Below are 20,008 nucleotides of genomic sequence, written 5' to 3'. Positions count from 1 at the left end.
TATGACGTCAATTCTGATAGTTGAGGACGAGGCACTCATAGCATCTGACCTCCAGATGAGACTGGAGGATATGGGCTACAGTGTCGTTGGGGTTGCGACCACAGGTAAGGAGGCCCTCAAGCTGATAGCAGAGAAGAGACCGGACCTCGTGCTCATGGACATAGTCCTGAGGGGCGAAATGGATGGTGTGGATGTGGCCCGGAGAGTGAAGGAACTCAGAGTCCCGGTGGTGTTCCTCACAGCCTACTCTGACCCCGAGACCATAGGGAGGGCCAGGAGGGCCGGGGCCTACGGTTACCTCCTCAAACCCTACGATGACCGGACACTCAAGGTGACGGTTGAAACAGCACTCAAAAGGTACCGGGCAGATATAAGGGACCTCCTGAAGGTCCCGAAGGATAGGAAGACAGGGGCAGTCCCAGGGGTCCTTGTGGTGGAGGATGAGGCGATCGTCGCAGCCGACCTTTCCCATAAACTGGAGGAGGCAGGGTTCAGGGTAGTGGGGGTTGAGGATACAGGTGAGGGCGCTGTATCAGCGGCCGCGGAACTCCAGCCCGACGTTGTCATCATGGACGTCTACCTCCGTGGTGAAATGGATGGTATAGAGGCCTCGGAGGTGATACAGGGTGAGCACGGAATCCCCGTGATATACCTGACAGCCTACTCAGATGACTCGACCCTATCCAGGATACTGGAGACAGAACCCTACGGTTACCTCCTCAAGCCCTTCAGCACCGAGCAGCTGAGGGCCGAGATCGAGGTGGTACTACAGACCATTAAGGAAACTGAGGATTACTCAAGGAGGATGCATGAGGTCATCGTCACCAAGGCAGAGGAGATGAAGATAGAGAAGACAGGAGTCTTCTTTGTATCCTCGGTGATACTCGGACTTGCAGCCTACGGCTTCATAACACGGAGCATGACCTGGCTCATGTACACGCTATTCATACCGGTGGTCTACAGTCTCCTGCATCTTTCATTCAGCTACAGGAAACCCGAAAGGCCTGTTTCAGATTCAATGCCCATGGTGAGCATTATAGTCCCCGCCAACAATGAGGAGAACACCATTGAGAGGTGCGTTGAGACCCTATCATCCCTGGACTACCATGTAAACGGCAGGAGGAACTATGAGATCATAGTGGTGAACGACGGGTCAACGGACCGTACCGGCGAGATCCTTGAGGACCTCGTGAAGAGGTACAGGCACCTGAAGGTTGTGACAAGGAGGGCCCCCTTCGCCTTCAACGGTAAGGGGTACGCCCTCAACGATGGTGTGACACTGGCCGAGGGAGACATCATAGCGGTCTTTGATGCCGACGCCAGGGTTGAACCGGACTTCCTCAGGAACATAGTCCCCTACCTTGATGGTGATGATGTGGCCGGCGCCCAGTCCAGGGTGAGGATGTACAATGCAGATGAGAACCTCCTCACCAGGATGCAGGACCTTGAGTTCGCCATATTCGGCAACGTTATCATGAGGTCAAGGATGAACATGGATGTCCCGGCCTTCCTTGGGGGTAACGGCCAGCTGGTCAAGAGGAGGGTCGTGGAGGAGATAGGGGGCTGGGATGGCTACGCGGTTACAGAGGACCTGAACCTCAGCGTCAAGCTGATGCTCAGGGGCTACCATGTCAGGTATTCCCCTGAGGCGGAGGTCTTCCAGGAGGCGGTGAGTGAGTGGCCGGCCTTCTTCAGGCAGAGGACCCGCTGGCTCACAGGTAACCTGGAGACCCTCTTCGTCTACCTTGCCCCCATGATCGATGCCCCCATAGCACTCCACAGGAAGCTTGACGCCATATTCTACCTCTTCTCCATGATCTTCATAGGGTTCGTCATGCTGGGTTACGTGGTATTCATCCTCAACCTCGCTGGTTTCGGATTCAGGATGGAGGCCCCGTTCATAATAGGCCTAATATCAACCGTGGCGTTCTTCCCACTCACAATGAGCGGTATAAGGATGGACGGCTACAGCATACCCCGTACCATACTGTTATCCATTGAGTACTGGGCCTACTGTTTATACCTCATACCCCTCTTTGTGGCCGCGACGGTTCACATGCTACGGAGGCGCGAGAGGCGCTGGGCCAAGACTGTCCACAGGGGGGAAGGTGAAGGTTCAGAGCAATAGTATCAGAGCATTGCAGAGTTTATTACAGGGAGGGGGACGGCGAATCCTTGAGCCACCATTTATATATTATTAATATTTGAATATGTATTATGAAGAGGGTCATGCTTGCAGTCGCCGAATTTCTGTTGGGGTGGGGTGCCCCGGAGAGGGCCCTCCACATTACCAGGAGGGTTACAGAGGCTGACCCTGAAAACCCGGCGGCATGGATGCTCCTGAGTAACATAAACCAGAATATGGGAAGATACAGGGATGCCCTGAAGGCCCTTGAGAGACTCACGAAAATAAGTCCCCATCCACTGGCCTGGCATAAGATGGGCTACATCCACAGTATCCTCGGGGAGGATGAGGAGAGAGACGCTTGTTACCGGAGGGCCCCTGAACTCTATGAATCATCCATCAATGAGAACCCCGGTAACGCCACCCTATGGTATGGAAGGGGCCTGATACTTCACCAGTGGGGCGAAGATGAAGGGGCACTGAAGTCATTTGAAAAGGCCACAGCCATTGATCCACTCCATGCCCAATCATGGGTCTACATGGGGTTCTCCCTGAATAAACATGGAAGATACCGGGAGGCACTGGAATGCTTTGATAGGGCCATCAAGCTGGATGCAGGGAATGCCCCGGTATGGATCGGCAAGTCAGAGGCTTTTGAGGCACTCGGGAACCAATGGGCCTCTGAGAAATGCCTTAAAATAGCACTTGATACAGCTAACGGTGTCCCCATCGAGGAGGACCCCCCGGAGTCCATCTACCCATACCCCTTCAGGGCACTCACAGTCATCTCATACGCCTTCACAGCACTCACCCTCGCCCAGTTCATACTGATAATTTTCAGAGCTGAGTTGGCGGGCACCTTGGTAATGGGAGCCCTTACGGCTACAGCCATATACATATTACTGAAGGAAAGGCCACGGAGTGAACTGCCAATGGTCCTGGGGGCCCTGATTTTCACCCCATTCGCATTTCTGTATCTATCAATCCGGCAACTGATAAAGCCTGAGGAGTCAGGGGATCGTATCCTGGCAACAGTATCCCTTCCCATCCTCTTTGGGCCGATGATTCTGTTCACGGCGCTTATCCTGCCATACCTGGCACAGGAGAGTAGCAGGATCATGTATACCCTCACCATGACATGGAAAACCGGAGACCTGCACTTACTTTTCGACTGGGCCCTGGAACACATTGATAGTTTTTTGAGTTCCATCCTTTTCTTGGGCCATGCTACCTGCGTGTAAATGGTGGACATCCACGTGCCCTGAGACACTCAACAATAATGATCTGTGTACTGTTAACCTACATTTTTATCCTGCTACTCCTTCCACACATCATTTAGTGGGTACTGAACGAGCCTGGTGATTCGGGTTCTAATAATGTGGAGGCGTACTTCCACACATCATTTAGTGGGTACTGAACCCACAGCTAATTCAGATTCTTTTTTCTGAAGATGAGGTAGAGGGGTACGCCCCCCATGATAAGGAGTAAGCCGTCGATGATGGTCCATGGTGTGGTATTCAGGAGGAGGTAAATACAGATAAGGACACCCAGGACACTCTTCACAGGAATCCTGGCGCCATCTCTCCTTCGAAGTATCCCCAGTGAAACGCAGGTTGTCGCGTAGGGGAGCAGAAGGGTTAAAACAGATAGTTCAATGAGCCCAGCCGCTGTACCGGTGAGTGCAGCTGCAAGGGCCGTGAGGTTCTGGACCAGGATACTGACGTGGGGTGTGCCGAACCTCCCGTGGACCCTGGAGAGGAGACGCGGAAGGAAACCATCCCTGGACATGGCAAAGAGCAGCCTGGCGGTTGAGAGCATCCCTGCCTCCTCTGAACCCGCAATCGAGAACACGGCACCTGCAGTGAGTATAAGGGCCCCAAGTCCACCCATGAGGCTGTAGCCGGCAACCGTGAGGGGTGCGTTTGAGGCCGCAAGGACCCTCCAGGGTACAAGACCAAGGATAACGGCATTGGTGAGGAGATAGAATAGCATCACAAAGACCATCCCGAGGGTTATGGCAAGGGGTATGTTCCTCTCAGGATTCTTAACCTCATCTGCAGGGACCGTTACAAGTTCAAATCCAACGTAGGCCCAGAACACCAGGACGGTGACACCGCCAAGGGCCCCCAGGCCCATGGGTGCCAGGGGCGTGTAATTACCTGCAGGGGTTGCGGGGTTGAGGGCGAGGTACACCGCCCCCAGGATTGCAAAGAGGAGCACCGGCGCCACCTTGAGGACCGTCAGGAAATCGTTCACCTTACCGGCCCTCCCAACCCCGGCGATGTTTATGAGTGTGAGTGAGACTATGAAGAGGACCTTGACGAGGGCCTCCCAGATGGCATTAAGGGGGATGAAGTACTCAAGGTAGTAGACGAAGGCTATGGGGAACACCGCTATGGCTATCCACGAGGAAACCCAGAGGGACCACCCGGTTATGAAGCCTGCGAAACGTCCAAGGGTCTCACAGGTATAGGCATAGGGGCCCCCGGTCACAGGGAGGATCCTGGAGGCCTCAGAGAATACAAGTGCAATAACCACGGCCATGAGGCCGGCCAGGAACCAGGCCATTATGGAGGCCGGGCCAAGGCTACCTGCACCATAGGCAGCCACGATGTAGATGTCGGCCCCCACTATGGTCCCGATTACAAGGTTAACCGTGTCAAAGAGGGTCAGCTCCCTCCGCAGCTGGGTTTTCATGGTTTCTTTGGTTATTCAGTATATGTACAACACTACTTGATTAGATGATCTGAATTGTCTCATTATCTTTATTCCTTATTATGAATTTTCCATTCTCCTCATAGATATTCACATCCTGGAATGTCTCCTGAAATCCCGGTGGGGGCCCATAGCGACCATTGGATACCCTCCTCCCGGTCATCCAGGCAACCTTATCTGCAACTGAACCCGAGGCCCACACCACATCATCAGGGGATGTATGGGTGTCAATGTACTTCTTAAGGGGATAGTAACGATTTTCAAAGGGCGTGCTCATATCTGCCCAGGAAGTATCGATTAAACTTAAAGGTGCCAGAAATGCAGATGAAGAAAGTATGACAAGCAGCAGTATTATGATCTTGAAGGAAGCTGGGGATCTGTTTATCAGCTGATTAAAGAAATATGACCCTGTAATAGCAAGGGGAAGCACCACATACTGGAGGGCCCTTGAAACATCAAAGTATAGCTGTAATATGAGTATACCTGTAATGTATGCTACAATAGGTTTAAATTCTTTTCTTTTTCTTATGAACCACAGACCGATAGTTCCGCTTATAATAGGTATCAGTGAAAGTTCATTTACCAGATCAAGGCCCTGAAAACCTGAGCTTAGATTTCCAGAAGATGAAGGACCGTACACTGCAAAATAAATTATCCAGAATATGATTAGAGGGGATATAGCGATTATCAGGTTCCTATTCTTTTTGATACCATCTGCAAGGATAACAGGCAACACCAGAAGACCCATGATATGTGTGGAAATGGCCATCAATGACGTTATGAACGATAGCTTCAGCTTTGACTTTGAGAGTGAATATATCGTGAGTACAATGAATATGGGGACGAATGTGGCGGGCATTACTACTGAGAGTGTGTCTGGTCTCGGAGCTGCAAGTACAAGCATCCCTGCAATGAACCCTGCTCTTTCACCATAAAACTTTGATGAAACCCATGATGCTGTGAGGACAGTAAGGAGAATCTGGAGGGTACACATGATGGAGTGCATGAATCTAACTCCACCAATCCACCAGAGGGATGCCATTAGTATATGTATAAGGGGCTGGTGCCAGAGGGGTCTTCCTGCTGGATAGTAGACCATGTAGTCCCAGAGGAGACCATGAATTGGATCATCAATAATTTCCCTCGCCCTCACAAGATGAAAATCAAGATCACCATGTGTGGGAAACAGATAATATGGATTCAATATAAGAAGAAAGGCAACTACAACAAGCGGAATATATGGTAGAATCCTTTGCAAATTCCTTTTACTGAATATCTTTAGCGGGACAGTAGAGGGGTTATCCATATCATCTGCAGATTTCATGATAACCTTATTATACGTCTGCAATAAAAATAATTATGGTGTTATTATGGTTACAAGTGAGGAGATGAAGAGGAGACTGGCTGAGAGGAGAGGCGGCGCTGTTTCAGCTTCCCCAAAGGAGTCATCAGCAGAGAAATTCTGCCCAAACTGCGGGAAGGAATACGGACCTGACTCAAACTTCTGTGACGAGTGCGGCACGAGGCTTGAGGAGCGAAGAGAAGCGCCTGCAGTTGAAAAGCACGGCGACATTGTATACGTTACAAGCAACTACGTTCCGGGATACAAAGCTGTTGAGACCCTAGGATTCGTTTATGGGCTGACAGTTAGGAGCAGGGGACTCGGGGGTCAGATAGGCGCAGGTTTAAGGTCCATCGTGGGTGGTGAGATCAAGGAGTACGTCACCATGATGGAGCACTCAAGGCAGGAGGCCCTTGAGAGGATGCTTGACCATGCCCGTGAACTGGGGGCCAATGCGGTTATAAGTGTCCGTTTCGACTCAGACTCCATATCCGACATAATGCAGGAGATCCTTGCCTACGGCACAGCCGTCATCGTTGAGCCAGAGGAATAGGTAAGGCCCGGGATGTCCCTGGAACGGTCAGATGACCTGGTCATTCAATTAAAAACCACAAACTATTTATAATATTTATTTCTTATTCAACATTAAACATTTACATGGGGGATTTTTTATTGGACATTTTTGATAGGATTGCACAGACCCTTGAGAACAGGGTGAGGTCAGGGATCGGAAGACCCTACTTCAGGTCAGCGAAATACATGGCGCATGAATTCAGCACAGCTAACTTCAAGCCCATTGAGGGGGGAGAGGATAGGCTCGTGGCCTTCATAGACGGCGGCAACAGCCCCATACTGGAGGGGCCGGGCATCTCAGTCCAGCTCAACAGGGTTGCCCTGAGTCTCTTCAGGGGGGGCCAGAGGGTCCAGCCCGAGATACCATCAAGGATCGAGTTCTTCTCTGTCATGACCATGAACCCGGAGGATGAGATGTGCAGATTCCAGATACACCCTCTAAGGGAGGAGTACCTGGAATTCCTCCCGGATGAGGATGACATGCACCTTGAACTGAAAGACACCGATACCGTTGATGAGTCAACCCTCAAGGGCCTTCCCAGGCGGTTTGCAGAGTGGAGCATGGCACTGGGTGCCCTTGATGAACTCGATGCAGGGGATGTTCTGGTTAGGGACGGTTCACTGCAGGCGTCATTCGAGAAGGAGAACAGCTACATAAATGAGCTGGGGGATAGGGCAGGGGAAATCCATGTGGCAGGGCTCTCAAAGACCTGCACCCTCTACACCACCACTTCAATTTCACTCCTTTCAGCCATCGGGAGGCTCGCATCAGAGGGTGACGTGAAGGGGACATGGTGCTACGACCCCATAGCCATCAGGACAGACAGGCCCACCATCCTGGCGGCGGTTAAGCTGAACCCCGCAGGAAGGATATTCCGCATGGACATCCTCGGAGATTATGAGGCGTATAAGGCACTGGACGTGGCATCCGCCCTAAAACTGAACGCAGGGGACGCATGCTTCCCTGGCTACCCCTACGGGCTGGTGGACGTGGACATGAGGGCCCGTGTCTCAGGTGATGAGGTTGAAATCTATAGAAGAAGGGTCCTGTCACAGATCAGGGATGGTGAAGTCCTTAGGGGTATAAAATATGAGACGGAAAGTCTCGACTACCACGATACACTTAACAGGTATGCAGGTGAGGATTGATGGAAATCGCAGGACAGATAATAGGTGGCGAAACAGCCGCGGTACTCATAAGGCAGAAATCAGATGAACCAGTGGAACTCGGCGACCTCCTTGTCGCTGAGGGGGAAGGCTACACGATACTCCAGGTCAAGGACCTCAAATACAGGTCCCAGATACCACAGGGGATGAGGGAACTTGCATCAGGCTTCAACCTTGAGGGCTACAGGGGTGACGTTGAGTTCCTTGAACCGGAACTACGGAACTACATCATCGCAGAGGCCCGCCCCATACTCCATGTAAGGGACGGTGAGCCAATGCTACCCAAACGCCTCCCGGGCTTCTTCAGGGAGGTTCGGAGGATAAGGGATGGGGACCTGGCATTCCTCGAAAAGCCCCGCAACCCGGTATTTCTTGGAAATGTGAGGAGCGGCTCAAAGGTCCTTGAGACACCGGTCTACATCGACGCCCTGGACGCCATAACCCACCACATCCTCATACCTGCAACCACGGGTAGGGGTAAGAGTAACCTGGTGAAGGTCATGCTCTGGAGCCTGGCAGATATGGACCGTGTGGGCATGCTGGTGCTGGACCCCCACGACGAGTACTATGGCAGGAATGAGGCGGGACTTGGAAAGCATCCATCAGGTAACGTGGTCTACTACTCCCCTGACGCGCCGGTCGGCGGGAATACCCTCTCAATAAACCTGAGGGCCCTGAGACCCGAGCACTTTGAGGGTATAATACCATTCACACAGGCCCAGGAGCAGGCAATTGCAAAGTACCACAACTGCTACAAAGAGAGATGGATCATCAAAATTGTTGAAGGGGAGAAGCTTTCCGATGTCAAATCTGTGACACTCAGTGTACTGAGAAGGGTCTTCGATGTGATACTCGGCGTCTACCTGGATGAGGACACCGGCGAGATAAAGTCCCGTGGGGGCGTATTCCGGGATGTGGGTGGTGAGTCAACCATAAAGGACATAGCGGGACACCTCGAGGATGGAAAGATAGTCGTGGTGGACACATCCAGGCTCATGGGCGAGGCGGAACTCCTCGTTGGGAGCGTGATATCCGGTGAGATCTTCAGGAGGTACCAGAAGTACAAGTCCACCGGGGAGCTCAGGCGAAAACCTGTCATAGGGATAGTGATAGAGGAGGCCCCCCGTGTCCTTGGAAAGGAGGTCATTGAGAGGCAGGGAAACAACATCTACAGTACCATCGCAAGGGAGGGTCGTAAATTCAACATAGGCCTGGTCGCCATAACCCAGCTCGTAAGCCTCATCCCCAGGACGGTCCTTGCAAACATGAACACCAAGATAATCCTGGGGAATGAGATGGCCCAGGAGAGGGCTGAGATAATAGGAAGCGCCTCCCAGGACCTCTCAGATGACAACAGGGCAATAGCAAGCCTGGATAAGGGTGAGGCCATAGTGAGCAGCATATTCACAAAGTTCGCGGTGCCTGTGAAGATACCACTCTTTGAGGAGTTCATTGAATCCACGGATCATGAGGATGAAGATGAGGACATTGAATTCATAGGATGAGGTGAAACTGATGTACAGATTCGCGCACCTGTCAGACTGCCACCTTGGGGCCCAGAAACAGCCTGAACTCCGGGAACTAGAATTCCAGGCCTTCAGGATGGCACTGGATGATGCACTGGAGAATAATGTCGACTTCATGATAATAGCGGGGGACCTCTTCCACTCCAACATCCCCAACATGGAGACCGTCAAGAGGGCCACAATGGAACTCAGGAGGATCAGGGATGAGGGGGTCCCAATCTACGTCAACTATGGCAGCCACGACTACAGCCCATCAAACACCTCCATGATAGACATCCTGGAAACCGCGGGGGTCATAGAAAAGGTTGTGCGCCCCATCCCAGGAAAGAAGCTGGGACTGGAGTTCACGGTGGATGAGAAGACCGGGGCAAAGATCACGGGCCTATCAGGGAGGTCAAGGGCACTGGAGGTTGACTACTTCAGGAACCTTGACAGGGAGGCCCTTGAGGCCGAGGACGGCTTCAGGATATTCCTCTTCCACAGCGCCATAACCCAGTTCAAGCCCGTGGACCTTGCAGAGATGGACTCCATCGACCTCAACCTCTTCCCCCGTGGCCTGGAGTACTATGCAGGGGGCCACGTCCACAGGAAGGGCTGCTACATGGAGGAGGGCTACGGCCCCATAGTATACCCCGGGGCACTCTTCGGTTCATACGCAGGGGACCTTGAGGAGAACGCCAGGGGAGAGGAGAGGGGATACTACCTTGTTGAATTCAGGGAAAAGGCAAAAACTCCCCAGTTCAGGGTTATAAGGCCCGCTGAATTTGAATACATAGAATGTGATGTGACAGGTAAGAACTCCCAGGACGCGTCCCTCCTTATACGTAAAGAAATGGGGGAACATGATGTCAAGGGAAAGGTTGTGATGTTCAAGATCAGGGGTGAGCTCAGCTCAGGGAGGACCTCGGACATAGATTCCACGTGGATAAGGAGGGAACTTGAATCCAGGGGGGCCCGTGTTGTCCAGATCAACAGGCACGGACTCAGCACCCGGGAGATACAGAAGGTGAGGGTCGCTGAGAGCGAGATCCCTGCACTTGAGAGGAGAATCTTCAGGGAAAAACTCGCCGGACTTGACATCAGAAACAGAAGTCTCATGAAGAGGGGCGACTCACTGGCGGTTGACCTCCTCAGGAAACTTGAAAATGAGATTTCCCCCGGTGAGAAGAAGGAAGAATATGAGAGGAGGGTAATTGAGGAAGCAGAGGCCGTCATGGGGGTTAATCTGGATGATGATAACCGATAACCCTGGAGAGATGAGGGTGTTGACCTGCTCAGGGTGAATCCAGATAACTGATAGCAGGTGGTGATATTCTTTGATTATCAATTCACTTGAACTCAGGAACATAAGGAGCTATGAATCAGGAACTGTTGAGTTTGATGATGGGGTGACCCTATTTGAGGGGGATATAGGTTCAGGTAAGACGACGCTTCTACTTGCAATAGAATTCGCGCTTTTCGGGCTGGGTGACCAGAGGGGTGACAGCCTTCTGAGGGCCACAGCAAATTCAGGTTCAGTCAAACTCACCTTCACTGTTGACGGTACAGAGTACACCATCTACCGGGAACTTAAAAGGGCCGCCTCAGGGGTGCAGCAGGGGGAACTCTACATCAGAACACCCAGAGGGAGAAGGAAACTCTCTGCAAAGGAACTGAAGGCCGAGGTACTTAACATCCTGGGTTACAGGGAACCCCTGAATCCAAGGGCCAGGAGCAGGATATACCGTTACGCGGTCTTCACCCCACAGGAGCAGATGAAGAGCATAATAGAGACCGGAAAAACTGACCGGCTTGAAAGGCTCAGAAAGGCCTTCGACCTTGAGAAGTACAGCAGAGCAGCGGATAATGCCAGGTTGCTTTCGCGGAAAATCAGGCGATCCGCAGAAAGCCTGGAGGATAAATCCTACGACCTTGAAGATAAGAAAAAGGAGCTCCAGAATATTATCACTGAGAAGGGGGAACTGAAATCTGAGAGGAAGCAGCTTGAAGATGAACTCAGAGAAATCGAGGCTGAGATCAGCAAACTCGAACTGAAACTTGAAGAACTCGAAAAGGAGGAAAAAAGGATTCAGAATGCGGATGAGAAGATAAAATCCCTTCAGAATGAAATTAAAAACCTGAGTTCATTCTCAGATAGTCTCAAGAGGAAAAACAGGGACATAGAGGAAGAATATAAGAAATCCATGGATGAACTTCAGAAATGCCAGGAGGTGAAAGATAAGCTTCAGAAGAAACTTGATTCACTCAGAAACGATATTGAAAAGATGAAGGATCAGAAAAAATCCATCAAAGAGGACTATGAAAAGTTCAAAGATGCTTCTAGTAAGCTTGAAGGCCTTATGAATCAATTTAAGACCCTTTCAGGTGTCAGGGACAATCTGGAACTTGAAATCACCGCAATTAAGGGTGAGATTGACGACCTCAAATCAGAGATAAGAAAACTGGAGTCCCTTGAGGATCCAGGGTACACTGAGGATGAATTGAAAACTGAGATAGATAAACTTGAGGGCGAGGTATCGAATCTCCAGCATAAGATGGGCGCCATTTCCGGAAAGATAGAGGACTACATGTCCATAAAAGATGTTAGTGTCTGTCCCACATGTGACCAGGATGTGGACCCTGCGTACATAGACGATAAACTCAGAGATGCCCGAAAGAGGGAAAAGTCATTTAAATCCAGGATAAATGAGCTTAAAGCGAACATTAAAAATAAAAAAGAACTCCTGAAACGTGTAATAGAATACATGAGGTCCAGGGAAGAACTCAGTAGACTCCGGAAGGACCTTAAGAAGAAAACAGCCGAATATGAGAAAAAGCAGAAGGACTTTGAGAATAAGAAGGAAGAAATCAGGGGCATTGAATCAGATATAAACAAAAATGAAGAGATAATCAGTGAACTGAAGGATGCGGAATCCCGTTTCAGAAAAATTGAGGAGGAGCTGGAAACCCTCCGTGAAAGGGAGAAGAACTGTTCAAGCAGACTCTCAGCATCAGATTCGAAGATAGAGGACCTTGAAAAAAGAATTCATGAACTCAACCCTGAAACCAGCAGGGAATACAGAGAGAACCTCCAGAAGATTGAGGAAAATGCTGCAATCATCGCTGAAAAGAAAGAGGAAATAAAGAAAAACCAGGAGGCACTCAAAAACAGAGATAAGGTGGAGGCCAGTATACAGGAGGTAAGTGAAAACCTCCATGAACTTAAAACCTCTGAGAATGACAAAAGAAAGAGTCTGGGATCAGTTGGGGGAAAAATCGAGGAAAAGGAGAAACAGATCCGGAACCTTGAGGATGAAATTGATGAAAAGAAGAAACTCAGAAAACGTGCCAGTGAACTCAAGGACCATGTGACCTGGCTTGAATCATACTTCATCCCTGCACTCGCTGACATTGAGACCCATGTGATGGCACAGATAAACCATGAATTCAATGAGAGGTTCCAGAAATGGTTCAGGGTCCTGGTGGACGACCCGGATAAATCGGTGCGGATTGACGAGGACTTCACACCCATCGTTGAGCAGGACGGCTATGAACAGAACCTTGAGTACCTCAGTGGTGGTGAGAGGACCAGCATAGCACTTGCCTACAGACTCGCCCTCAACATGGTGGTCCAGAGCCTCACCGATGTGAGGTCCGATATACTCATACTGGACGAGCCAACCGATGGCTTCAGCAAGGAGCAGCTCTACAAGCTCAGGGACATCTTCGATGAACTTGAGGCCAGACAGATAATCCTGGTATCCCATGAGGAGGAACTTGAAAACCTTGCAGACCACATATACCGGGTTGAAAAGTCCGATGGAGTATCAGCCATCCAGAAGGCGGGCTAAATTTCTAAAAGCCCATAGATAATTTTATTTCCATTTTTGACAATTTAAAGCATTCTTTAGATTCATATAAGTCTTTAAAATCATTTTAAATTCGAATTTTCATTTTAATGTTGCTTTTAATTTATTGAAGATTCTGGTTCTTCTTTTAACAGAAATAAGCCCTCTAAGTGGCCATTTATACAGGATTTACCTTCTGAATCTCCATTGTATCGGGGAGCCCCTCTGCCCCTAAACTCCAAACGGGATTCCCTGATGGCCCCTATCTTCAAATAAAATGGGATGGATTCTCAGAGAATATCTGAATATTAGAAAAGGATTCTAGTGGCTTTTTTTGATTAAAGAAGCTCTCAGAGCTTTTATTTTATGGAAACATTTATATACTATGATGATGTAACCATTGACTCAGTGTCCTAAGTGACCTGAAGGGTTAGTATTGGACATGGAGGCGATAGAATTACGCGATTCAAAGCAGTCACAGTGCTCTTTGCACTGATGTTCACTGTGGGTTCAGTGCCCATCAGTGAGGCAACAAATACTGAAACAGAAAACGCAAAGATAGTAACAAAAACTGAAACCATAAAGGCGGAACCTGTGAAGGTTGACGCCGCATACAAGTACAAGAAATATAAGAAGACCTACAGGAAGAATGTCAGGGCCACATACCGTACAAGTGTGAAGAAAAGGTACTACAATAATAAGTACTACAAGAAGAAAAGGGTACGGGCGGCCTACAGCACCAGCACGTACCGCTATGATCCCAACATAGGGGACTGCTGGGCTATGAGTGAATACTTATATAAAAGACTCACATCAGCCGGGAAGAAGGTGCGTATAATACAGTACGCCACGAGCTTGTCCCCACGACACCGCACAGTACAGGTTTACAGCGGCGGTAGATGGGTGGACTATGACTACAGTGGCTACAACAGGATATACCACCCTACATCAAGCAAACCCGGCATGTTTGTGGTTAAATCATCGGCCTAAAGAGGCCAACCCCTTTATTTTTTCATTCAGGTTTGATTCTTATCCCTCTGGATTCACCATATCTCATTTAACTCTGATTTTAATCCTGTGATTAACTGCATCAATTTTATAAGATTTGATTCGTATCTGGATTAACTGCATCCTCAATGGCTTCCCCTATGCAGTGGGGATTCCATCCAACAATCTCGGAACTCACTTCTTCAAGTTCCAGCGGCACATTCTCAAGGCCATAGGGCCTCACCGTTATTATGGGTTTGGAGAGTTTCACAGCCCTTTTAACATCATCCATTATTTTTTCCTTCATGGTTCCCCAGAGGCCAGCAAGGATTATCACAGCATCTGCATCCTCAAGGTCAGTCTGCCTCCAGCTGAGACCTGAAAGGCTGAGTTTCTCCCTGAAGACATGGTGGTCCTCAATGTCACCCTCTGTTATGTAAAGCCTGAATTCCATACCAGATTCTCCAGTACAATGATTAAAAGCATGGTCAATTAAAATACATATTAAAGCATCATCTTTGATTCAAGGAGGGCCTTCAGCTTACCAGGATCATGCCTTCTCTTCCACAGTGGAGTTTTATCATCACTGTATATACTGAGGTTCTCCTCGAATGTGGCTCCACCATCAGCACGGTAGATCACACCCAGCGGAAACTTCCCTGAACCGTAACCCTCAAGGGACTTCTCAAAGGCCAGCGTCCTGTCTGAGGTGTCATGGTCAGTGTAGTAGGTGTTCTCACGGAACCACTGGAACGTGTTGACACGGTTGAAGGTCACACAGGGCTGGAAGATATCCACGAGGGCATAGCCATGGTGCCTTATGGCCTCAACGAGAATGTCCCGGGTCCTCTCAATATCACCTGCAAAGGCCCGGGCAACGAAGGTGGCCCCCAGGGAGATTGCCACTGCAAGGGGGTTGAAGGGCTCCTCAAAGACACCGTGAACCTGCACAGGTGTCCTGAAGCCCGGCTGACTGGTGGGGGATGCCTGCCCCTTTGTGAGACCATAGACCATGTTGTTATGGACGATGTTTGTTATATCAGGGTTCCGCCTTATGTTGTGGATGAAGTGGTTGCCGCCCTCACCGTACATGCAGCCATCACCGCTCACATCGATAACTGTGAGTTCAGGGTTCACAGCCTTTACTGCCACAGCAGCCGGGAGGGACCTCCCATGAAGGCCGTTGAAGTAGTTACACTTCAGGTACTGGGGGAGCTTGCCTGCCTGACCTATACCTGAGACGAGCACCAGCCTCTCAGGTGGTATATCAAGCTCTGCAAGGGCCATCTTGAGGGCCCGGAGAATCGAAAAGTTACCGCAACCAGGGCACCACGCCACATCCACATCAAGGTCATAGTCCTCGGGTTTCATTCAAAAACCTCCCCTATGAATTTCCTTATCTCCTCAACACTGAAGGGCATACCATTGTACCTGTTGAGACGATGGCCAACCTCAAAGCCGGCCTCAAGTTTAAGGAGATCAGCAAACTGTCCCCTGTAGTTGTTCTCAATGGCAGCTGTCACATCAAATGACTCGAGAAGCTCACGGGTATCAGGTGCCAGGGGGTAGACCTGGCTGAAGTGCACCATGGTGACCTCGGCATCAGATGACTCAATGGCCTCCCTCACAGGCCAGTAGGTGGAACCCCAGCATATCACTGCACTGGAGTCGTCACCCCAAACCTCAGGTGGAAGGGCATCATCCCTGAGCATTTCAAGGCGCAGATTCCTCTTCTCAACCATCCTCCTTCTTACGTTGAGGTCCTCTGTTATGAAGCCGTCCTCGTCATGTTCATCTGAATCAACACGCACAAGTCCCTCTCCATAGCCGGGAATACCGCGGGGGGAGATACCGTCCTCTGTGAAGCTGAACCTCCTGTAGCTGGCATCCGTCTCGATGATATGATACTCCGGCTCCACACCGATTTCAGGTGCCGGGAGGTTGTAGTAGAGGTCTGCCAGGTACTGGTCTGAGAGTATGAAGACAGGTATCTGGTACCTGTCTGCAAGGTTGAATGCATGGGCCGCTATTTCAGCGGCATCCTCAAGTTTTCCAGGGGCGAATATGGCCCTTGCAAACTCCCCCGGTCCCGAGTAGAGGGCCAGGTTCAGGTCCTCCTGGGCAGTCCTCGTTGGGAGACCAACCGCAGGCCCCGGCCTTTGACCAATGTATATCACCACAGGGGTCTCTATCATCCCTGCAAGGCCCACAGCCTCCTCCATGAGGGCAAATCCACTCCCCGAGGTTGCAACAAGTGACCTGGCACCTGCATATGACGCCCCAAGGCACATGTTTATGGCCGCAATCTCATCCTCAGCCTGCTCAAATACCATGTCAAATTCATCGGCATTCTCTGCGATGAATATCTGGAGGGGACTTGAAGGGGTCATTGGGTAGGATGACATGAACCGGCACCCACCGGCTATACACCCGAGGCCCACGGCCTCAGTACCGTTAAGAATTACGTGTTTTCTGACAGAGGGGTCAGGTTCAACAGAGACTTTCAGGCGGTCTTTTAGTTCCTCACCAAGTTCATACCCCTTTCTGCCAGCCCTCAGGTCTGCATTGAGGATCTCTGCTCCCTTGCGCTCAAAGAGTGACCTTACGGCATCATCGAAGACATTCTCTTTGACCCTGAAGAGACTGGCAGCGACACCTGCAGCCACAACATTGGCGAATATCCGCCCACCCAGTTTCTCAGCCTCCTCCAGTATGGGCAGGCCCACCGCATCTTCCTCCCCGAAGCTCTCATCTGCAATAATCAGTGTCCCGTTGATTCTCTCCCTAAGGTGGTCCACCGCCCCCGGGCTCAGGGCAAAGAGGACATCGATACGGTCCACAAAGGCCCTTACAGGCCCTGATGAAACCCTTATCAGCGTTGAGTTTTCACCTCCACGTACACGGGACATGTACTCCTTGGATGAGAATATATGGTACCCTGCGGCACTGAAGGCCCTTATAAGGAGTGCCTCAACAGTCTGTATCCCCTGCCCTGCCTCACCGCAGAGGACCAGTGCAACATCATCCCTTACCTCCTTCATTTAAACATCACCCCATTTCCAATTTTTAAATTCTCTTTCATGGCACTGCCATCAGAGGAGCCTCCTCAGGTAACATCTCCCCTTCCTGTTCTTCTCAAGGTACTGCTGGTGGTAGTCCTCGGCCTCATAGAAGGTCCCTGCCGGTTCAATGGCTGTTACTATCCTCCCGCTGAACCTCCCGGACTCCTCAAGCTTTCTCCTTGACTCCACTGCAAGCCTCCTCTGCTCATCGTCATGGTAGAATATCACTGAACGGTACTGCTCACCCACGTCCGGCCCCTGCCTGTTGAGGCTGGTGGGGTCATGGATGCTCCAGAAGACATCGAGGAGGTCACTGTAACTTACAAGGTCAGGGTCAAAGGTGACCTCAACAACCTCGGCGTGCCCTGTAAGTCCGGTGCAGACATCCTCATAGGTGGGGTTTTCCAAGTGGCCCCCCATGTACCCCACACGGGTGGATACGACACCCCTGACCCTCCTGAAGGCATCCTCAACTCCCCAGAAGCATCCGGCACCGAAGGTGGCCTTCTTATATCTTCCCATCCATTTCACCTACCTTGATACGTTACCCCGCACCTGGGCCTGGTCTGCGGTGAACCTGAAGGGTGAGCCTCCACCCCCAGCTATGGAGAATGACATGAGGACACTTCCAGTTGGGTTCTTACGATAGTCGAAGGGTCCTCTTATGGTCCAGGAGTAGGTCTGGTTTCCTATGTTCAGTGTCCACCTCCCCATCTGACCTATGCCCCTGAGGTCATCCGCACCTCTTCGGGGGTCACCGACACCACCCTCAACCGTGAAGCTGGTGCCGGCACTCATCCGGCCAAGGTTGAAGGTCCTGCTTGAACCTGGCTGGAGGAGGAAGAAGTAGTTTCCAGGGTCCCCCGATATGATGTGCCGGCTTCCGCCACCAGTGGTGTTATTGGCCTCATAGATAAAGACGCTTTTTGATGGGCCGATATTGGTTATTGTGAGCTTCACATCAACTGTCTCGTTTCCCTGGATTTTGAAGTAGGAGCTGTATATGTAGAGGGCTGCAACCGCGATTATTATGATGGCTGCAAAAAGAAGTATGTACTCTGCACCCCCCTGTCCACCTCTATCCTTCATTATCATGTAAGATATATATTGTATGATTATTTATATAAAACTGAGGTGTGGTAATGGGACCCGGGGCAGCTTCTGAAACTCCTCCTGTGAGCATGGAGGTTATATTAACTGCGGTGGCTGTGACCCTTGCGATTGCAGCGATCATCCTGCTGATTGTATTTATAGGTAAACGTAAGAGGTCAAGGGAGGAAGGGGAAAAACCTCTCAGGCCAGAGGTGTCAAAGAACGAGGATATAATAGCCCAGCTCAAGGAGGAATACGGGGTTTCTGATGATGAGGATTCAGGAGAAGATTAACAGTTAATATCGGTGAATCAATGAGGGTTGCGGTGCTGGGACTTGGAGCTGAGGGTTTAAGGGCAGTTGAGTCACTGAAGAGAAGGGGTCACAGCGTATATGCAAGTGATATACGGCGCGAAATCCCTGCAAAACCTGAGGGAGTTGACCTTGACCTTGGCTTTCATGACACGGAAAAGATAGAGGCTGCGGATGCGGTTGTAATCAGCCCATCAATGATAAAAACTGAATTCATGGAGCGGTTCAGGGATAAACTCCTCTGCAGGGTCCTTGAGGGCCACAGGAAGCCAAAAACCATCGTGGTCACAGGGACCAATGGAAAGACCACAACAGCCACGATGATAGCACATGTACTTGAATGTGCAGGTGAAAGGGTGCTTCTTGGCGGAAATGCTGGCGGAGGATTTGAGGGTTACACAGAACTCTTTTTAAGGGCATCTGAGGAGGAATTCGACTACCTTGTGGTGGAGGTCTGCGATATGACCCTGGAATTCGCATCAGAGTGCTTTGACATTGACCTCGTGGTCCTCACAAACCTTGGCGAGGACCACATGGACTTCCACGGGTCAATGGAGAATTACAGGAGGACGATGGCAGAATTCCTGAAGGGAAGGGATGCTGTGATAAGCCCCAGTGAATCAGACAGAGAACTCAGGGAGGCCCCCCGGCTTCTCAGGACCTACAGTGAGTACACCGGGCCCCTGAGGGTTGAGGGTGGATTCAACAGACTGAACGCAGGGGCCGCATCAGAGGCCCTCAGGTATCTTGGGGTTCCAGAGGATATCATAAGGGAGGGACTTGCCGGTTTCGAGCCTGTGAGGGGTCGTATAAGGTCCTTCATCATCAACGGGGCATCTGTTGTTGCAGGTAAAACCGACAACCCCCATGCCCTGAGGGCAGTACTCTCAGAATCAGACTTCGATGTCATGTTCATCGGGACACCCAGGAGGACAGAGGAGTGGCGCCTCCATATCCTTGATGAGGTTGCAGAGTCACCCCCTGAGGTCCTTGTGATATTCCCGGGCCTTGAGGACACGGTTGACATGGTACTGGAATACCTCGAGGGTCTTGAAATCCCATCAGAGGTCATAACGGTTGATGACCCTGATGAAATCCCCGGGATGGTCCTTGAGTTTTCCAGGAAATACAGGAGAGTCTTCGTGGGTGGAAACGGTCAGGACAGGATAATCAGGGTCCAGGAAAAACTCGAGGAGATCTCCTCCTGTGAATGAACAGCATCACCTGCGTAAGTGGTATATATGAATAACCCATAATAATAACTGGACCGCATATTCTTTA

17 protein-coding genes and 1 pseudogene are annotated in these 20,008 nt (G+C 50.6%); 11 read left to right on the top strand and 7 right to left on the bottom strand.

Features of this window, described 5'->3' with window-relative positions:
- Position 1 precedes the first annotated feature (1 nt).
- Positions 2–2,128: a response regulator gene (locus QFX39_RS06305; RefSeq protein WP_300478398.1), complete on the top strand. Its 2,127-nt coding sequence runs from the start codon at positions 2–4 to the stop codon at positions 2,126–2,128.
- 89 nt (positions 2,129–2,217) lie between these two features.
- Positions 2,218–3,366: a tetratricopeptide repeat protein gene (locus QFX39_RS06300; RefSeq protein ID WP_300478395.1), complete on the top strand. Its 1,149-nt coding sequence runs from the start codon at positions 2,218–2,220 to the stop codon at positions 3,364–3,366.
- A 184-nt stretch (positions 3,367–3,550) separates the two neighbouring features.
- On the opposite strand, the gene QFX39_RS06295 is transcribed toward QFX39_RS06300, so the two are convergent.
- Both QFX39_RS06295 and QFX39_RS06290 read right to left on the bottom strand, forming a co-directional pair.
- Positions 3,551–4,822: an amino acid permease gene (locus QFX39_RS06295; protein ID WP_300478393.1), complete on the bottom strand. Its 1,272-nt coding sequence runs from the start codon at positions 4,820–4,822 to the stop codon at positions 3,551–3,553.
- Between the two features lie 40 nt (positions 4,823–4,862).
- Positions 4,863–5,993: a hypothetical protein gene (locus tag QFX39_RS06290; RefSeq protein ID WP_300478391.1), complete on the bottom strand. Its 1,131-nt coding sequence runs from the start codon at positions 5,991–5,993 to the stop codon at positions 4,863–4,865.
- Between the two features lie 169 nt (positions 5,994–6,162).
- On the opposite strand from QFX39_RS06290, the pseudogene QFX39_RS06285 reads away from it, so the two are divergent.
- The 7 genes and pseudogenes from QFX39_RS06285 to QFX39_RS06255 form a co-directional block, all read left to right on the top strand.
- Positions 6,163–6,363, top strand: a pseudogene (locus QFX39_RS06285) (zinc-ribbon domain-containing protein); the annotation flags it as partial.
- Between the two features lie 48 nt (positions 6,364–6,411).
- A complete protein-coding gene (locus QFX39_RS06280; RefSeq protein WP_300478466.1) occupies positions 6,412–6,735 on the top strand; it encodes a heavy metal-binding domain-containing protein in 324 nt (107 codons plus the stop codon).
- 119 nt (positions 6,736–6,854) lie between these two features.
- Complete coding sequence (locus QFX39_RS06275; RefSeq protein WP_300478389.1) at positions 6,855–7,904, top strand: DNA double-strand break repair nuclease NurA; 1,050 nt, start codon at positions 6,855–6,857, stop codon at positions 7,902–7,904.
- Entirely contained in the window at positions 7,904–9,427 is a 1,524-nt protein-coding gene (locus QFX39_RS06270; protein WP_300478388.1) for an ATP-binding protein, read from the top strand. Before QFX39_RS06275 ends, QFX39_RS06270 begins: the two co-directional genes overlap by 1 nt.
- Positions 9,428–9,437: 10 nt before the next feature.
- The gene (locus QFX39_RS06265) at positions 9,438–10,694 is read left to right on the top strand and encodes an exonuclease SbcCD subunit D (RefSeq protein ID WP_300478386.1); all 1,257 of its coding nucleotides are present in this window, start codon (positions 9,438–9,440) and stop codon (positions 10,692–10,694) included.
- 70 nt (positions 10,695–10,764) lie between these two features.
- Positions 10,765–13,278: an SMC family ATPase gene (locus QFX39_RS06260; protein WP_300478384.1), complete on the top strand. Its 2,514-nt coding sequence runs from the start codon at positions 10,765–10,767 to the stop codon at positions 13,276–13,278.
- 477 nt (positions 13,279–13,755) lie between these two features.
- Positions 13,756–14,265 carry a hypothetical protein gene (locus QFX39_RS06255; protein WP_300478382.1) on the top strand — a complete coding sequence of 170 codons (510 nt, stop codon included), beginning with the start codon at positions 13,756–13,758 and terminating at the stop codon, positions 14,263–14,265.
- Positions 14,266–14,371: 106 nt separating this feature from the next.
- On the opposite strand, the gene QFX39_RS06250 is transcribed toward QFX39_RS06255, so the two are convergent.
- The 5 genes from QFX39_RS06250 to QFX39_RS09015 are packed head-to-tail and all read right to left on the bottom strand — an operon-like array spanning position 14,372 to position 18,419.
- Positions 14,372–14,716 (bottom strand): hypothetical protein, encoded by a 345-nt coding sequence (locus QFX39_RS06250; protein WP_300478380.1) that lies wholly within the window; start codon positions 14,714–14,716, stop codon positions 14,372–14,374.
- A 50-nt stretch (positions 14,717–14,766) separates the two neighbouring features.
- Positions 14,767–15,633: a thiamine pyrophosphate-dependent enzyme gene (locus QFX39_RS06245; RefSeq protein ID WP_300478378.1), complete on the bottom strand. Its 867-nt coding sequence runs from the start codon at positions 15,631–15,633 to the stop codon at positions 14,767–14,769.
- The gene (locus QFX39_RS06240; RefSeq protein WP_300478376.1) at positions 15,630–17,303 is read right to left on the bottom strand and encodes a 2-oxoacid:acceptor oxidoreductase subunit alpha; all 1,674 of its coding nucleotides are present in this window, start codon (positions 17,301–17,303) and stop codon (positions 15,630–15,632) included. Before QFX39_RS06240 ends, QFX39_RS06245 begins: the two co-directional genes overlap by 4 nt.
- Before the next feature lie 51 nt (positions 17,304–17,354).
- A complete protein-coding gene (msrA, locus tag QFX39_RS06235; RefSeq protein ID WP_300478374.1) occupies positions 17,355–17,846 on the bottom strand; it encodes a peptide-methionine (S)-S-oxide reductase MsrA in 492 nt (163 codons plus the stop codon).
- 9 nt (positions 17,847–17,855) lie between these two features.
- Positions 17,856–18,419 (bottom strand): class III signal peptide-containing protein, encoded by a 564-nt coding sequence (locus QFX39_RS09015; RefSeq protein WP_367185386.1) that lies wholly within the window; start codon positions 18,417–18,419, stop codon positions 17,856–17,858.
- Positions 18,420–18,466: 47 nt separating this feature from the next.
- Between QFX39_RS09015 and QFX39_RS06225 the strand changes: the two genes are divergently transcribed.
- Together QFX39_RS06225 and QFX39_RS06220 are read left to right on the top strand one after the other, a co-directional pair.
- Positions 18,467–18,709, top strand: a complete 243-nt coding sequence (locus QFX39_RS06225) for a hypothetical protein (protein WP_300478372.1) — start codon at positions 18,467–18,469, stop codon at positions 18,707–18,709.
- Positions 18,710–18,729: 20 nt separating this feature from the next.
- Positions 18,730–19,941, top strand: a complete 1,212-nt coding sequence (locus QFX39_RS06220; RefSeq protein WP_300478370.1) for a Mur ligase family protein — start codon at positions 18,730–18,732, stop codon at positions 19,939–19,941.
- Positions 19,942–20,008 lie beyond the last annotated feature (67 nt).

Origin of the sequence: Methanothermobacter sp. (genome assembly GCF_030055425.1) — an archaeon.
In the GTDB taxonomy this organism is placed as follows: Archaea; Methanobacteriota; Methanobacteria; order Methanobacteriales; family Methanothermobacteraceae; genus Methanothermobacter.
Note: the sequence above shows the minus strand (reverse complement) of the source record. Positions and strands in the feature narration are given on the sequence as shown.

Coding starts and splice junctions, on each gene's coding strand:
- QFX39_RS06305 (WP_300478398.1), top strand. CDS start 2: ATGACGTCAATTCTGATAGTTGAGGACGAGGCACTCATAGCATCTGAC.
- QFX39_RS06300 (WP_300478395.1), top strand. CDS start 2,218: ATGAAGAGGGTCATGCTTGCAGTCGCCGAATTTCTGTTGGGGTGGGGT.
- QFX39_RS06295 (WP_300478393.1), bottom strand. CDS start 4,822: ATGAAAACCCAGCTGCGGAGGGAGCTGACCCTCTTTGACACGGTTAAC.
- QFX39_RS06270 (WP_300478388.1), top strand. CDS start 7,904: ATGGAAATCGCAGGACAGATAATAGGTGGCGAAACAGCCGCGGTACTC.
- QFX39_RS06265 (WP_300478386.1), top strand. CDS start 9,438: ATGTACAGATTCGCGCACCTGTCAGACTGCCACCTTGGGGCCCAGAAA.
- QFX39_RS06250 (WP_300478380.1), bottom strand. CDS start 14,716: ATGGAATTCAGGCTTTACATAACAGAGGGTGACATTGAGGACCACCAT.
- QFX39_RS06245 (WP_300478378.1), bottom strand. CDS start 15,633: ATGAAACCCGAGGACTATGACCTTGATGTGGATGTGGCGTGGTGCCCT.
- QFX39_RS06240 (WP_300478376.1), bottom strand. CDS start 17,303: ATGAAGGAGGTAAGGGATGATGTTGCACTGGTCCTCTGCGGTGAGGCA.
- msrA (WP_300478374.1), bottom strand. CDS start 17,846: ATGGGAAGATATAAGAAGGCCACCTTCGGTGCCGGATGCTTCTGGGGA.
- QFX39_RS09015 (WP_367185386.1), bottom strand. CDS start 18,419: ATGATAATGAAGGATAGAGGTGGACAGGGGGGTGCAGAGTACATACTT.
- QFX39_RS06225 (WP_300478372.1), top strand. CDS start 18,467: ATGGGACCCGGGGCAGCTTCTGAAACTCCTCCTGTGAGCATGGAGGTT.
- QFX39_RS06220 (WP_300478370.1), top strand. CDS start 18,730: ATGAGGGTTGCGGTGCTGGGACTTGGAGCTGAGGGTTTAAGGGCAGTT.